General features: G+C 66.1%; 12 protein-coding genes and 1 pseudogene. 10 read left to right on the top strand and 3 right to left on the bottom strand.

The genetic code is table 11. The features are described from left to right. The first annotated feature begins 88 nt into the window (after window positions 1-88). From murJ to ASD67_RS06225, 4 genes are all read left to right on the top strand, one after another. A complete protein-coding gene (murJ, locus tag ASD67_RS06210; protein WP_056344824.1) occupies window positions 89-1681 on the top strand; it encodes a murein biosynthesis integral membrane protein MurJ in 1593 nt (530 codons plus the stop codon). 3 nt (window positions 1682-1684) lie between these two features. Next, window positions 1685-2683, top strand: coding sequence for a tryptophan--tRNA ligase (gene trpS, locus ASD67_RS06215; RefSeq protein ID WP_056344826.1), 999 nt, complete (start codon window positions 1685-1687; stop codon window positions 2681-2683). Between the two features lie 107 nt (window positions 2684-2790). Continuing rightward, on the top strand, window positions 2791-3642 hold the full coding sequence (locus ASD67_RS06220) for a hypothetical protein (RefSeq protein ID WP_056344829.1): 852 nt from the start codon (window positions 2791-2793) through the stop codon (window positions 3640-3642). Between the two features lie 235 nt (window positions 3643-3877). Then, the gene (locus tag ASD67_RS06225; RefSeq protein WP_082544988.1) at window positions 3878-4567 is read left to right on the top strand and encodes a DUF4136 domain-containing protein; all 690 of its coding nucleotides are present in this window, start codon (window positions 3878-3880) and stop codon (window positions 4565-4567) included. A gap of 101 nt (window positions 4568-4668) precedes the next feature. Here the strand turns inward: ASD67_RS06225 and dnaA are convergent, their stop codons facing one another. The 3 genes from dnaA to mutM all read right to left on the bottom strand — a co-directional run bounded on the left by dnaA (window position 4669) and on the right by mutM (window position 7838). Next, window positions 4669-6027 carry a chromosomal replication initiator protein DnaA gene (dnaA, locus tag ASD67_RS06230; RefSeq protein ID WP_056344831.1) on the bottom strand — a complete coding sequence of 453 codons (1359 nt, stop codon included), beginning with the start codon at window positions 6025-6027 and terminating at the stop codon, window positions 4669-4671. A gap of 547 nt (window positions 6028-6574) precedes the next feature. Further along, the gene (gene rpsT, locus ASD67_RS06235; RefSeq protein ID WP_056344834.1) at window positions 6575-6838 is read right to left on the bottom strand and encodes a 30S ribosomal protein S20; all 264 of its coding nucleotides are present in this window, start codon (window positions 6836-6838) and stop codon (window positions 6575-6577) included. A gap of 187 nt (window positions 6839-7025) precedes the next feature. After that, the gene (mutM, locus tag ASD67_RS06240; RefSeq protein WP_056344837.1) at window positions 7026-7838 is read right to left on the bottom strand and encodes a bifunctional DNA-formamidopyrimidine glycosylase/DNA-(apurinic or apyrimidinic site) lyase; all 813 of its coding nucleotides are present in this window, start codon (window positions 7836-7838) and stop codon (window positions 7026-7028) included. Between the two features lie 93 nt (window positions 7839-7931). Here mutM and ASD67_RS06245 point away from each other — a divergent pair, with 93 nt between their 5' ends. The 6 genes and pseudogenes from ASD67_RS06245 to dut form a co-directional block, all read left to right on the top strand. Further along, a complete protein-coding gene (locus tag ASD67_RS06245) occupies window positions 7932-8669 on the top strand; it encodes a class I SAM-dependent methyltransferase (RefSeq protein ID WP_056344840.1) in 738 nt (245 codons plus the stop codon). Beyond that, complete coding sequence (ubiB, locus tag ASD67_RS06250) at window positions 8666-10210, top strand: 2-polyprenylphenol 6-hydroxylase (protein WP_056347089.1); 1545 nt, start codon at window positions 8666-8668, stop codon at window positions 10208-10210. The genes ASD67_RS06245 and ubiB overlap by 4 nt, the downstream gene beginning before the upstream one ends. Window positions 10211-10320: 110 nt before the next feature. Beyond that, on the top strand, window positions 10321-11448 hold the full coding sequence (locus ASD67_RS06255; RefSeq protein ID WP_056344842.1) for a glycosyltransferase: 1128 nt from the start codon (window positions 10321-10323) through the stop codon (window positions 11446-11448). Continuing rightward, window positions 11445-12557 (top strand): hypothetical protein, encoded by a 1113-nt coding sequence (locus tag ASD67_RS06260; RefSeq protein WP_056344845.1) that lies wholly within the window; start codon window positions 11445-11447, stop codon window positions 12555-12557. The genes ASD67_RS06255 and ASD67_RS06260 overlap by 4 nt, the downstream gene beginning before the upstream one ends. A gap of 66 nt (window positions 12558-12623) precedes the next feature. Continuing rightward, entirely contained in the window at window positions 12624-13886 is a 1263-nt protein-coding gene (gene coaBC, locus ASD67_RS06265; protein WP_056344848.1) for a bifunctional phosphopantothenoylcysteine decarboxylase/phosphopantothenate--cysteine ligase CoaBC, read from the top strand. Further along, window positions 13858-14313: pseudogene (gene dut / locus ASD67_RS06270) on the top strand (dUTP diphosphatase); the annotation flags it as partial. The gene coaBC and the pseudogene dut, both read left to right, overlap by 29 nt. Window positions 14314-14355 lie beyond the last annotated feature (42 nt).

Here is a 14355-nt window from a genome sequence, read left to right on the forward strand (position 1 = left end):
TGCGGCCCAAAACCGCTCTGGATTGCTTCGCTTCGCTCGCAATGACGCAGTCTATGGATCGCAGATCCACGCTCGCCGGGCGCGCCGCATGAGCAGCCTGGTCAAGAGCGTCGGGACGATCGGCGGGCTGACGATGGTCAGCCGGTTGTTCGGCTTCGCGCGCGACATGCTGCTCGCGCGGGTGCTCGGGGCTGGACTCGCGGCCGACGCCTTCCAGCTCGCCTTCACCCTGCCCAATACCTTTCGCCGGCTGTTCGCCGAGGGCGCCTTTTCGGTCGCCTTCGTGCCGATGTACAGCCGCGCGCTGCACGGAGAGGGCGGCGAGGAAGCGGCGGCGAAATTTGCCGACGATGTGCTCGCGCTGTTCCTGTGGGTGCTGCTGATCTTCTCCGCCGTCGCGATGATCGTGATGCCGGGGATCGTCTGGCTGCTCGCGCGCGAATATCAGACGGTGCCCGGCAAGTTCGAACTCGCCGTCTTCCTGAGCCGCATCACGTTTCCCTATCTCGGGCTGATCAGCCTCGTCGCGATGCTATCGGGGCTGCTCAACGCGCGTTCACGCTTCGCACCCGGCGCGGCGGCGCCGGTGCTGCTCAACATCGTCTTGATCGCAGGGATTTTGATCGGTGCCGAGTTCCGCGGACCGGGCGGCGACGACCGTATCGTCGCGCTCGCGCTCGCGATATCGGTCGCACTCGCGGGGATCGCCCAGCTCGCCTATCTCTGGTGGTCGGTGCGGCGCGCGGGGTTGAAACTCCACATCCGCCTGCCCAGGGTCACCCCTGAGGTAAAGAAGCTGGGCATGCTGATCCTACCCGCGACCTTTGGCGCCGGAATCTACCAGATCAGTCAGTTCGTCGACACCTTCTTCGCGACCAGCCTGCCGCAGGGGTCGCTGACCCTGCTCAAGCTCGCCGACCGGCTGAACCAGCTGCCGCTCGGCATCGTCGGCATCGCGCTGGGCACCGCCATCCTGCCGATGCTCGCGCGCCATATCCACAGCGACGACGGCGCCGAGGCGCAGCGGTTGCAGGCCAATGCGTTCGAGATCGCGACGCTGCTGACCCTGCCCGCCGCCGCCGCGCTCGCGATCTGCGCCCCCGCCTTTACCGCCGCCTTTTTCGTCGGGGGGAAGTTCACCGCCGCCGATGGCGCGCTGATGGCGAATATCGTCGTCGCGCTGGTCGCGGGCCTGCCCGCCTATGTCATCGTCAAGATTCTGAACCCCGGCTTCTTCGCGCGCGAGGATACGCGCACCCCGGTTTGGACGGCCCTCGCCTCGCTGATCGTCAATATCGCGATCAACCTCTATGTCGTCGAACGCTATGGGATCGTCGGCCTCGCCGGGGCGACCGCGGTGTCGGCCTCCATCAACTGCCTGTTACTCTATATCATCCTGCACCGACGCGGCTGGTTCCACTTCACCGCACGGCTGGGCGGGCGCATCCTGCGCCAGCTGGTCGCGGTCGCGGGGATGGCGGCGGCGCTGTGGTGGCTGATGCCGCAGCTTCAGGCCTATTATGCCGGGTCGGTAATCGAGCGGATCGGGTCGCTCGGTGCGCTGTGCGCGGTCGGTGGCGTGACCTTCTTTGCCGCCGCTTTCCTGGTCGGCGCGCTTGACAAGGATCTGATCGCCATGCTGACGCGGCGGCGCGCCAAACCGGCGCTTACAGAGGAATAGATCATGCGGACCTTGTCGGGCATCCAGCCCACCGGAAATTTGCACCTGGGCAATTATCTGGGTGCGATCCGCAACTGGGTGCGCATGCAGGACGAGATGGAAGGCGAGAAGCTCTATTTCCTCGCCGACCTGCACGCGATCACCGTCTATAACGACCCCGCAGCGCTGACCGCGAACACGCGCGAGATGGCAGCGGCGCTGATCGCGGCGGGGATCGACCCCGCCAAGGCCATCCTGTTCAACCAGGCGCGCGTGCCCGCGCATGCCGAGCTCGGCTGGCTGCTGTTCTGCACCGCGCGGATCGGCTGGCTGAACCGGATGACCCAGTTCAAGGAAAAGTCGGGCAAGAACCGCGAGGGCGCGAGCGTCGGCCTTTACGCCTATCCGGTGCTGCAGGCCGCCGACGTGCTGCTGTACCAGACCACGCACGTCCCCGTCGGCGACGACCAGAAGCAGCATCTGGAACTCGCGCGCGACGTCGCGACCAAGTTCAACCTCGACACCGGGACCGAGACCTTCACCTTGCCCGATGCGACGATCCCGCCAGCGGCAGCGCGGATCATGAGCCTGCGCGACGGGTCGGCGAAGATGTCGAAGTCGGATCCGAGCGACGCGAGCCGGATCAACCTGGTCGACGATGCCGAGACGATCATGGCGAAGATCCGCAAGGCGAAAACCGATGCCGAGCCGCTGCCGTCAGAGGCGGCGGGGCTGGACGGACGACCCGAGGCGAAAAACCTCGTGTCGATCTATGCCGCAATGGCCGACGAGAGCGTCGATTCGGTGCTGGCGCGTTTTGGCGGGCAGGGTTTCGGCGCGTTCAAGCCGGCGCTCGGCGAGCTGCTGGTCGAAACGCTGACCCCGATCGCGACGCGGCTGAACGCGCTGAAAGCCGACACGGCGGCGATCGATGCGGCGCTGGAGGATGGCGCGACAAGGGCGAAAGCGCTGGCACAGCCGACGCTCGACGCGGCCTATGCCGCACTGGGGCTGTGCCGCTGAGCTTTGATGCCCGGTCCCGCTTGACGTCCGCGATGTGCCTGCCAATAGGGAGGGCGGGAGCGACAGGGGGACGGGGTTTGCAATCATATTATTGGGCAAGGCGATCAATGGCGGCCGGCGTGTTGCTGCTCGCCGCCATACCGGGATCGGCCGCGGCGCAAGCCTGGATCGGATTGATGGTCGGCGACATGATGTCGCGCCAGCAGGCGGCGTTGCAGGAACGGGCGTGCATGTCGGGCACGCCGATGCCCGAAGCCGAAATCGCCGAGGCGCGGCAACCGGCAACCCGGGTGATGCAAGCCTATTGGGCCACCGTGGCGGCGGGGGAACCCGCCAATGTCGGCGTGCAGTTTCATCTCGACAAGAAGAGCCGCTGGACCGCCGCCGGCCAAGCCCCGCGCGGAATGGCCGAGCTGTCCGCTCTTCGCGACCCGTTCGCGGGGCCAGACCGCCGCCTCGAAGACATATCGTTCGTTCGCGCTGGCGACGGCAGTTCGGCGCGTGGCCAATGGCGGCTCCGCGACATCGGCGGTCGGCTGGTCGGAACCTATGTCGCGACCTTCGGCCGCAAATTGGGCGAATGGCGCCTGTCCGAACTGACGCTGGTCCCGCGCGAGACGTTCGTCGAACCGCTGGCACAATATTGCCATAAGCTGGGCGACGTGATGCCTTATCGCCTGTCGTCGACCGAGGCGATCCGGGCCGGATTGGAAAAGCGGGCGGTCAAGGCCGATGCAAAGGCGAAAAGCGCCGAAACCGCGGCAGCGAAGGATAGCAGCTCCAAAGCCAGGGACAAGGCGTCGAAGGCGGCCGAAGCCGCCGCGCTGCGCCGCGAGGAACTGGCCCAGGCCGTTTCGGAGGCGGAGAGGGCCAAGGCGGATGCCGAAAGCGCGCGCGAAGCCGAAGCCGCCGCCCGCGCCGCGCACCAGGCGATGCTCGACGCCGAAAAGACGGGTTGAGGGCATGGGTCGCGGGACCGAGCGCCGCCCATGCCGCGCCGGAACTGTCCCACTGAATCTTTGCGCGAGCGGCCTGTTCGGGCGGCAAAATCCTTGTTTTCGATAGAACTGGCCCCATATCGAGAATTGAACCGTCGTGCGATGAAGCGAGTTCAATCAAGGTTAAGCCGCCTCCGCATAGTCATGGTATAAAGAGCGGCCTTTGCGTGCACCGACTCACGGAGCCAAGACGATGATGAACAAGATGAATTTCCGCCGATTGAGCCTCGCAGCGCTGACCGCGGCGACGCTGGCGATCGCCGGCTGCGCGACGCCCTTCAAGGCCGACGTCGCGCGCTTCCAGACCCAGCTTCCCGCGCCGCAGGGTCAGAGCTTCATCGTTGAGGCGGGCAACCCCGCGCTCGCTGGCGGGATCGAGTTCGGCCAGTACGCCAACCTCGTCGCGGGCGAGCTGACGCGCTTCGGCTATCGCCCCGCCGCGCCGGGCGAACGCCCCGACATGGTCGTGCGCATGGGTTACGACATCGACAAGGGTCGCGAGCGGGTACGCAGCACGCCGGGGTTCGGCGACCCTTGGTATGGCGGCGGCTATGGCCGCGGCTTCTATCGTCCGGTGGTGGTTACCGGCCGCGGCGGGCGCCGTTTCGTCTATGGCTATCGCGACCCGTTCCTGTGGGGCGGCTTCGGGCCGGGCTTCGGCTATAACGACGTCGAGAGCTTCACCGTCTATACCAGCGGGCTCGACCTGCAGATCAGCCGCGCGTCAGACGGCTATCGCCTGTTCGAGGGCCGCGCCGAAGCGCAGTCGCGCGATAATAATCTGCAGGCGATCGTCCCGAACCTGGTCGAGGCGATGTTCACCGGCTTTCCCGGCAATTCGGGTGAGAAGGTGCGGATCACGGTGGCACCACCCGAAAAGAGCTGAGCCCGTCGGTCAACGGTCAAAAACGGCCCGCCTTCCATCCGGACGGCGGGCCTTTTGTTTTGTGGGCAATCCCGGGGACAAGTCCGGGATATGTCTGTGGATCAGCTGTTGAGGCTGCGCCGGATCGCGGCGATTTCGGCGTCGAGTTCGCTGTCGCTGACGCGCAGCGCCTCGACCGTGCGGACCGCGTGAATCACCGTGCTATGGTCGCGCCCGCCGAAGCGGCGCCCGATCTCGGGATAGGAGCGCGGCGTCAGTTCCTTGGCCAGATACATGGCAACCTGCCGCGGGCGGGCGATCGCGCGAACACGGCGCTTCGATGACATTTCGGATTTGTCGAGCCGGTAGTGGGCACAGACCGCGCGCTGGATCTCGTCGATCGTGATGCGCGGGCGCGCGCTGCGGACATTTTCCGCCAGCCGGTCCTCGGCGAGCGCGAGGTCGAGCCGTGCGCCGGTGAGCGCGGCATAAGCGAGCAATTTGTTGAGCGCGCCTTCGAGTTCGCGGATGTTGCGCGTGAAATGCTTGACCAGATAGGCGACGACGTCGTCGGGCACCTCGACCATCGGCATCGCGGCGAGCCGCTGACGGATGATGCGGTCGCGCAGGTCGTCCTCGGGCGCCTCGATATCGGCGACGAGCCCGCCCGACAACCGCGACAACAGCCGCGCTTCGACCCCGTCGAGCATAGCCGGCGGGCGATCGGCGGTGACCACCAGGCGTTTGCCCGCAGTCATCAGATCGTCGATCGTGTGGAGCAGTTCCTCCTGCGTCGAATTCTTGCCGATCACGAACTGCAGGTCGTCGAGCAGCAGCAAGTCGGCAGCGCGCAGCCGCGCCTTGAACGCCATCATGTCGCCGCCGCGCATCGCGCCGACGAATTCAAGCATGAACTTCTCGGCCGACATCAGGATGATGGTCGCGGTCGGGTGCGCCGCGGCATAATCCTGCGCGATCGCCTGGATCAGGTGGGTCTTGCCTTGGCCGGTGCCCGAGCAGAGGTAGAGCGGGTTGAACTGCGGCGCCTCGACCATCGCCATGCGGCGCGCGGCGTTGGCGGCGAGGATGTTCGAGCGCGCGACGACGAAGCGGTCGAACGACAGGCGCGGGTCGAAACCGAGCAGCGCCGGATTCGCGGCCGGGGCGGGATTCTCGAACGTCGGGAGCGGCGGCTGGGCAAGGATCGCGGCGCGCTCGGCGCCCGCGCTGGCGCCGCGCACAGTAACGCTGCGTACGACAGGCAGATGCTGGCGCCACGCGAGTTCGAGCCGGTCGCCGAAACGTTCGTTGATCCAGTTGGCCGAGAAGCGGCTCGCCGCCTCAAGCGTCACGACGCCCGACAGGGCGCAATAGTCGGCAAAACGCACCGGCTTCAGCCAATGGTCGAAGGTGCGCACGCCGAGGTCGCGGCGGAGCCCTTCGGCCACGCGCGGCCACAGCGTCGCGGCATCGCCGCTCATCGCCGTTTGTCCGCCGCCTTGGCCATAGCTCTCCCCGTCTGAAATCACACCTGTCCCCCAATCGCATCGCGCCATCGCCGTGCCCCCCGGCAGCCACGCCGCGACCGCGCGCACCGATCCCAAGCACCCGTACGCAGGGCGCAGACTTCCTATCCGCGCGAGCAGCGAAGGAAGGCGAATCATGTGATGTGGCGGCCAGCGGCGAAGGCCGATGACGTCCCTGTCTAGGCAGGCGAGGCGGAGTCTATCAAGAGCGCGGCATGTAAAAATACTGAAATAAAAATCTTGACTCGCCCGAGGTCGCGGAATCGCGCGAAACACCAATTTTATTGTTTATTTTCAATTTCTTAATTGTGACATTTGTGTCAACAGAGAACGAATCGCGGTAAATCCGCCACTTACCGCATTGCAACACTAATGCCATCGCCCTGTCACAAAGTGGCGACAATGGACCGTCCCGAAACGGACACAAAAAAGGACCCGCGGGCTTACGCCGGCGGGTCCTTTTTTCAACCTGGTCCGGCACGGGGCCGAATCACGCGCCCATTCAGGCGATGGCGTTGACGCTCTTGGTCAGGCGCGAATATTTGCGCGCGACGGTGTTCTTGTGGAGCACGCCCTTGGCGACGCCGCGCGCCATTTCGGGCTGCGCAGCCTTGAGAGCCGCAGCGGCGCCATCCTTGTCACCGGCGGCGACGGCGTTCTCGACCTTCTTCACCAAAGTGCGAATGCGCGAAACACGATTCTTGTTCACGATGGTGCGCGCGGTGTTGCGACGGATGCGCTTTTTTGCCTGGGGCGTATTGGCCATAAATTCCTCAGTTTTCAAACGGTCTAGTACGGTCGGAGCACAGCGTCACCGGAGCAGCCGAATCGCGCGAAACGTGCGAATCAATGTCCGGATACGGCCGGTTCCGGACGACCGGACCCTGCTCGAAGGGTGCGCCCATAGCCAGCGAGGGGCCTTTGGTCAATGGTCTTGCGGGAAAAATCCCGCATCAGCGCTGGCATTTCGGGCAGTAAAAGGTCGAGCGGCCCGACTGGACGATGCGGACGATCGTGCCGCCGCATTCGCAGGCCTCGCCCTCGCGGCCATAGACGCGCCACTCCTTCGCGAAGTAGCCGAGGTCACCCTCGGGACTCAGAAAATCGCGCAAGGTCGAGCCGCCCGCGGCGATGGCGGCGGTGAGCACGTCCTTGATCGCGGGGACGAGCAGCGCGAGCTTGGCCTTCGACACGTCGGCGGCGGCCTTGGCGGGGTGGATGCGCGCCATGTTGAGCGCCTCGCACACATAGATGTTGCCGAGCCCAGCGACGATCGTCTGGTCGAGCAGCATCGCCTTGATCGGCGCGCGGCGCCCGGCGAACGCCCGCGTGAGACAGGCCGGGTCGAAGGCGTCCGATAAAGGCTCGGGGCCGAGGGTGACGAAAGCGGGAAAGCCGGTGAGCGGGTCGCCCGCGATCAGGTCGACCGAGCCGAAGCGGCGCGGGTCGTGGAGGAACAGCCGGTGCCCCGCCCCGGTTTCGAGCAGCAGATGGTCGTGCTTGCCCGCCTCGCCGCCCTCGGTCCGCCAGCGCCCCGACATGCCGAGGTGAAAGATCATATGATCGTCGCGGTCGGTCGACACGATGCCATATTTGGCGCGGCGCGACAGGCTGGTGACGGTGGCGCCGGTGAGCCGCTGCGCGAGGTCGGCGGGGAAGGCGCGGCGCAGGTCTGGACGAAAGGTGATGACCGACGCCAGACGCTGCCCCTCGAGAAAGGGCGCGAGGCCGCGGACAGTGGTTTCGACTTCGGGAAGTTCGGGCATATCGCTGCTTGGGCTACGCGCCATTTGCCTGCACGACAAGGCCCCGCTAAAGGCCGGTTCGACTTCGTTTCTCCCCGCAAAGGCGCTTTTCCCATGACGACCCCCGACACCGTCAGCTTCGGCTATGAACAGGTCCCCGCGGGCGAGAAGACCGCGATGGTGGGCGAAGTGTTCAGCCGCGTCGCGCGCAAATACGACATCATGAACGACGCGATGTCGGGCGGCATGCACCGGCTGTGGAAGGACCGCTTCGTGCGCCGCGTGAAGCCGCGCGAAGGCGAGGCGATCCTCGACATGGCGGGGGGCACCGGTGACATCGCCTTTCGCATGGAGCCGTTGGGCGCAAGCATCACCGTTGCCGACATCAACACCGACATGTTGGGCGTCGGGGTCGAGCGCGCCGCCGAACGCGGCATCGACAGCCTGGTATGGAGCGAACAGAATGCCGAGAAACTATCATTTCCCGACCAGTTTTTCGATGCCTATACGATCGCCTTCGGCATCCGCAACGTCACCGACATCCCCGCTGCGCTGAAAGAAGCGCACCGTGTGCTGCGTTATGGTGGGCGCTTCTTCTGCCTCGAATTTTCGACCAACGAATGGCCGGGCTTTGCGCAAGCCTATGATGTTTACTCGCATCGCGTGGTTCCCAAGCTCGGCAAGCTGATCGCGCAGGACGAGGACAGCTATCGCTACCTGATCGAATCGATCCGCCGCTTCCCGCCGATGCCCGCGTTCGCGCAATTGATCCGCGAGGCGGGCTTCACATCGGTCAAGGTCGAACCGATCATGGGCGGGCTGGTCGCGATCCACAGCGGGTGGAAAGCTTGACCCGTCCCGCCACGCATATCCTGCGCCTGCTGAAATGGGGCCGCATCCTGGCGCGCCACGGGGCGCTGCGCGGGATCGAAAGCGCGCCGACGACCCCGCCGGGTGTGAAGCGCCTGTGCCGGATCGCCCGTTTCGGCACGGTGCAGCCGAAAATTCCCGATTATGCCGCGGCGTTCCAGGCGATCGGTCCCGCCGCGGTCAAGCTCGGCCAGACGCTCGCGACGCGCCCCGACATCGTCGGCGAGGAGGCGGCGCGCAATTTGCTGACGCTGCAGGACGCGCTGGCGCCCGTCGCATTCGAAAAGATCCGCGAAGAGATCGAGCGCGCGTTCGAAGCTCCGCTCGACACGCTCTACGCCGAATTCGACCCCGTCCCCGTCGGGTCGGCGTCGATCGCCCAGGTCCACCGCGCGGTCACCACCGAAGGCCGCCGGGTCGCGGTCAAGGTCCGCCGGCCGGGCATCGACAAGCAGTTCGCGCGCGACATCGACACCTATGAATGGGCGGCGGCGCATCTCGAAGCGCTCGGCGGCGAAGCGACACGGCTTCGCCCGCGCGAGGTGATCGCCAACTTCCGCCGCTGGACGCTGCGCGAACTCGACCTCAGGCGCGAGGCCGCATCGGCTTCGGAGCTCGCCAACGCGATGGTCGGGGTGCCGACCTATGAGGTGCCGGCAATCGACTGGGACCGCACGACGAGCCGCGTGATGACGCTCGACTGGATCGACGGCATCAAGATCTCGCATCGCGACGCGCTAATCGCCGCCGGGCACGACATGGAGAAACTGTCGGCGAACCTGGTCAACGCCTTCCTGCGCCAGGCGATCGCCGAAGGTTTCTTCCACGCCGACATGCACCAGGGCAATTTGTTCGTGAAGGCCGACGGCACGATCGCCGCCGTGGACTTTGGCATCATGGGGCGGATCAACCGGCAGGCGCGCTACTGGCTCGCCGAAATCCTCTACGGCCTGACCACAGGCAATTACCGCCGCGTCGCCGAAATCCATTTCGAGGCGCAGTACGTCCCCGACTATCATAATGTCGAGGAGTTCGCGACGGCGCTCCGCGCGGTGGGCGAGCCGATGCGCGGCAAGCCAGTGAGCGATCTCAGCGTCGGCCAGATGCTCGATGGACTGTTCGCGATTACCCGCGACTTCGACATGCAGACCCAGCCGCACCTGCTGCTGCTGCAAAAGACGATGGTGATGGTCGAGGGTGTCGCGACGATGCTCAACCCCAGGATCAACATGTGGGACGTGTCGGGGCCGTTCGTGCAGGAATGGATTCGCGACGAGCTCGGCCCCGAAGCCGCGCTCGCCGACGGCATCCGCGAACAGGGCAAGACGCTGGCGCTGATCCCCGACATCATCCGGCGGCTCGATGCGCAATTGCCGCGCAAGGGTGCCGCCCCGCCAGCCCCGCCCTTGCCGGAAGTGCCATTGATGTGGGCGAAAGGCGAGAAACGGCGCTGGTGGCGCTATGCGCTGACCGCGCTGGTCGGGGCAGCGGCAGGCGCCGGATTGCAGAACTGGATCGGCTGAGCCTCTCGCCCCGCGCGCTTTGCGGCGTTAGTTACCGATCATTTACCCTGTTTCCCTAGAGCAGACCTCGACCAACCCCGGGCCACCTTTTCGGGCAAAATCGAGACTTCATGCGCTACGACACGATCACCGCCGACCCGATTCTGCCCGTGGATACGCTGCCGCTCGAGGTCGCGGTTGTCGTCCCGACGCTCAATGAAGCCGCCAATGTCGAACGGCTGATCGAAAAACTGTCGATCGTGCTGGCCGGGCGCGGCTGGGAAATACTCTTCGTCGACGACAATTCGTCCGACGGGACAAGCGATCTGGTGCGCCGGATCGGCCGCACGGCGCGCCATGTTCGCATCGTCCAGCGTGTCGGACGGCGCGGACTGTCATCGGCGGTCATCGAAGGCATGCTTGCCACCGCCGCGCCGGTAATCGCGGTGATGGACGGCGACCTTCAGCACGATGAAAGCACATTGCCTCGGCTGATCGATGCGTTGATGACGGGCGACACCGATATCGCCGTTGGCACCCGCTATGTCGCGGGCGGTGGAACGGGCGATTGGGACAAGGGTCGGGTCCGCATGAGCCGGCTGGCCACGCGCGCCGGGCAGATCGCGCTCGGCACCGACGTCAGCGATCCGATGAGCGGATTTTTCGCGGTCCGCCGTGACGCCTTCGAACGCGCGCTGCCGCGATTGTCGGGCATCGGTTTCAAGATATTGATCGATATTCTCGCCTCGTCGCCGACGGCGCTGCGCGTTGCCGAAATACCGTACCATTTCCGCACTCGCGAAGCGGGCGAAAGCAAGATCGGCATGCGCGTCATCGCCGAATATGCCGAACTGATCGCCGACAAGACGGTCGGGCGTTTCGTGCCGGTGCGCCTGATCAAATTCCTGATGGTCGGCGGGCTGGGCGTGTTCGTCCACCTTGCGATCCTCGGCGCGCTGCTCAGCGCGGGCGATGCCTTTATCACAGCGCAGACGGGCGCGGTGATGACCGCGATCGCCTTCAACTTCTTCCTCAACAACAGCTTCACCTATGCCGACCGCAAGCTCAAGGGCTGGGCGATGCTGGGCGGACTCGCCAGCTTTTACGCGATTTCGGCGCTTGGCGCCGTCGCCAATATCGGCATCGGCACCTGGATGGCGGGGCAGGACGAGCGTTGGTGGATCGCCGGGGTCGCGGGGGTGCTGGTCGGCGCGATCTGGAACTTCGCCATGTCGTCGGCGCTGACGTGGCGCAAATGACGGTCGCAGCGCCGCCCTCGCGGGATTGGAACCGATTTTCCGGCGCCTCGCGGCCGCTGGCGGCGGCGGTGCTCGCGCTTCTCGCCTTCCTGATGCTGTACGGCGTGGCGAGCGGGGCGGGCGATGACCGGATCGAGCCCGCGGGTAAGAACGCGATGCAAGCCGACGGGCTGGTCGGCGACCATGCGCTTTATTCACGCATCTTCGAGCGCGTCGCCGATGGTGAGTCCTATTATGCCGCCGCCGCGGCGGAGCATCGCGCCAATCATTATCCAACCAAGCCTTTCTTCACCGTGCGCCTGCCCACGCTGGCGTGGATTTTTGCCGCCCTGGGCGGACAGGGCGGGGTGATCTTCGTCTCGGCGATTGGCTTCGCGGCGGTGATCGCGTGGCGAAAACGGCTGATCGCCGAACCCGACCTGCCCGGTTATGCACGCATCGCTCCCATTTTCATCCTCGCCAATATTTCCTATCTCGTCGTGCTGGAATGGACGCTGATCCACGAGGCCGCCGCTGGCGTGCTGATCGCGCTGACCCTCGCGCTGTACCAACCCGCGCGCCCATGGGCAGCGATGGCGGTTCTCGCAGTCGCGGTCGCGATTCGCGAAACCGCGCTGCCGGTGGCGATATTGTTCGGATGCTTTGCCCTGTTCGACCGCGACTGGCGTGCGGTCGCGGCGTGGCTGGCGGCCGGCCTGGTCTTCCTTCTCATTCTGGTGTTGCACATGTTTGCGGTGAGTGCCGTCGCGAATCCGGGCGACATCGCCAGCCCGGGCTGGAACGGCTTCGGTGGCTGGGCGTCCTATCTGTCCTTCGTCCACCTCATGTCCGGCTTTCGCTTTTTTCCGGCGTGGACCACCGCATTGCTGGTGCCGCTCGCGCTGCTCGGCTGGGCGGCTTGGCGTTCGCGGCTCGCGCTGGCGGTGCTCGGCGTACAGCTGATCTACGCGCTGCTGCTCATGCTGTTCGCGCGCTCGAACAATTTCTATTGGGCGATGCTGGTGGTGCCGACGATCTATATCGGGCTGGTCTTTGCACCCGCCGCGCTCGCCGCGCTGGGGCGCTCCCTGCTGCGATCCGGACTTTCCGCGCCGCGCGCCATGACCTAGGGCGGTTCCGGAGGCTCGCTTGAACTGACGGGCCGATGGGCATATCTGGGGACAATGGAAAAAGCGATGACGGCTTCCCGTATTCTCCTGATCATCGGCGGCGGCATCGCAGCCTATAAATCGATCGAACTCGTCCGCCTGCTCCGCAAGGCCCGCTTGACCGTACGCTGCGTCATCACGCGCGCGGGCGAGCAGTTCGTGACGCCGCTGACGCTCGCGGCACTCAGCGAGAACAAGGTCTATACCAGCCTCTTCGACCTGAAGGACGAGGTCGAGATGGGGCATATCCAGCTGAGCCGCGAGGCCGATCTGGTCGTCGTCGCCCCCGCCACCGCCGATTTGATGGCGAAGATGGCCAATGGGATCGCCGACGACCTGGCAACAACCCTGCTGCTGGCGACGGACAAGCGGGTGCTGGCGGCGCCCGCGATGAATGTGCGCATGTGGCGGCACGCCGCGACGCAGCGTAACGTCGAGACGCTGCGCGGCGACGGCGTCACGGTGATGGAGCCCGACGAGGGCGCGATGGCGTGCGGCGAATATGGGCCGGGGCGGCTGCCCGAACCGGCGGCGATCTTTGCAGCGATCGAGACCGCGCTAGCCAATGCGCCTGCGGTGGCCTCGCTCACCGGCCAACCCGATTTCGCGCCCGCCAATCACCGCCCGCTCTACGGGCGCCGCATCCTGATCACCGCCGGGCCGACGCACGAACCGATCGATCCCGTCCGCTATATCGCCAACCGGTCGAGCGGGAAGCAGGGTTTTGCGATCGCCGCCGCCGCCGCCGAGGCCGGCGCCGACGTGTTGCTGATCGCCGGACCGGTCGAATTGCCGACCCCGCCCGGGGTGGTCCGCGTCGATGTCGAGACCGCGCGCGAGATGGCGGCCGAGGTCGAGGCAGGCCTGCCCGTCGAAGCCGCGATCATGGTCGCCGCGGTCGCCGACTGGCGCGCCGCCGACACGTCCGCGCAGAAGATCAAGAAAGACGGCAGCGGCGCGGTGCCGCCGCTCGCGCTCGCCGAGAATCCGGACATATTGGCGGGGGTCGCGAAGAGCGCGCAGCGCCCGCCCTTGCTCGTCGGTTTCGCCGCCGAGACCAACGACGTGCTGGCGCATGCGCAGGCCAAGCTGGCGCGCAAGGGGTGCGACTGGATCGTCGCCAACGATGTCGCCGCCGACCCGATGGGGGGCGAGACGAATCGCGTGCATATCGTTAGCAAATCGGGCGTAGACAGCTGGGACCGGCTTCCCAAGGACGCCGTCGCCCGCAAATTGATGGAAAAGATCGCCGATGAGCTCGATGCGCGTGTCCCCCGCCAGCCCGATTGAAATCCGGATCCAGCGCCTGCCCAATGGCGGCGGCCTGCCCCTGCCCGCCTATGCGTCCGACGGCGCGGCCGGCATGGACGTCGTCGCGGCCGAATCGCTGACGATCCGCCCCGGCACGCGCCATGCCGTCGCGACGGGTTTCGCGATGGCGATCCCCGCAGGCTATGAGGTGCAGGTGCGGCCGCGTTCGGGGCTGGCGCTCAAGCATGGCATCACCTGCCTCAACACGCCCGGCACGATCGACAGCGACTATCGCGGCGAGGTGAAGGTGATCCTGGCGAACCTCGGCGACGAGAATTTCGACGTGAAACGCGGCGACCGCATCGCGCAGCTGGTGCCCGCGCCGGTGCAGCGCGCGAGCTTTGCCGAGGTCGAGAGCCTCGACGAGACCGCGCGCGGCGCGGGCGGGTTTGGATCGACCGGCGTGGCGAGCGAGAACGCCGCGAGCGACGACGAGCCGGTCGACGAC

The organism is Sphingopyxis sp. Root1497, from assembly GCF_001427085.1.
GTDB lineage: Bacteria > Pseudomonadota > Alphaproteobacteria > Sphingomonadales > Sphingomonadaceae > Sphingopyxis.

Bases quoted from the DNA above. Each gene is read 5' to 3' on its own strand.
- murJ (WP_056344824.1), top strand. From the start codon at position 89: ATGAGCAGCCTGGTCAAGAGCGTCGGGACGATCGGCGGGCTGACGATG.
- trpS (WP_056344826.1), top strand. From the start codon at position 1,685: ATGCGGACCTTGTCGGGCATCCAGCCCACCGGAAATTTGCACCTGGGC.
- ASD67_RS06220 (WP_056344829.1), top strand. From the start codon at position 2,791: ATGGCGGCCGGCGTGTTGCTGCTCGCCGCCATACCGGGATCGGCCGCG.
- ASD67_RS06225 (WP_082544988.1), top strand. From the start codon at position 3,878: ATGAACAAGATGAATTTCCGCCGATTGAGCCTCGCAGCGCTGACCGCG.
- dnaA (WP_056344831.1), bottom strand. From the start codon at position 6,027: ATGAGCGGCGATGCCGCGACGCTGTGGCCGCGCGTGGCCGAAGGGCTC.
- rpsT (WP_056344834.1), bottom strand. From the start codon at position 6,838: ATGGCCAATACGCCCCAGGCAAAAAAGCGCATCCGTCGCAACACCGCG.
- mutM (WP_056344837.1), bottom strand. From the start codon at position 7,838: ATGCCCGAACTTCCCGAAGTCGAAACCACTGTCCGCGGCCTCGCGCCC.
- ASD67_RS06245 (WP_056344840.1), top strand. From the start codon at position 7,932: ATGACGACCCCCGACACCGTCAGCTTCGGCTATGAACAGGTCCCCGCG.
- ASD67_RS06255 (WP_056344842.1), top strand. From the start codon at position 10,321: ATGCGCTACGACACGATCACCGCCGACCCGATTCTGCCCGTGGATACG.
- ASD67_RS06260 (WP_056344845.1), top strand. From the start codon at position 11,445: ATGACGGTCGCAGCGCCGCCCTCGCGGGATTGGAACCGATTTTCCGGC.
- coaBC (WP_056344848.1), top strand. From the start codon at position 12,624: ATGACGGCTTCCCGTATTCTCCTGATCATCGGCGGCGGCATCGCAGCC.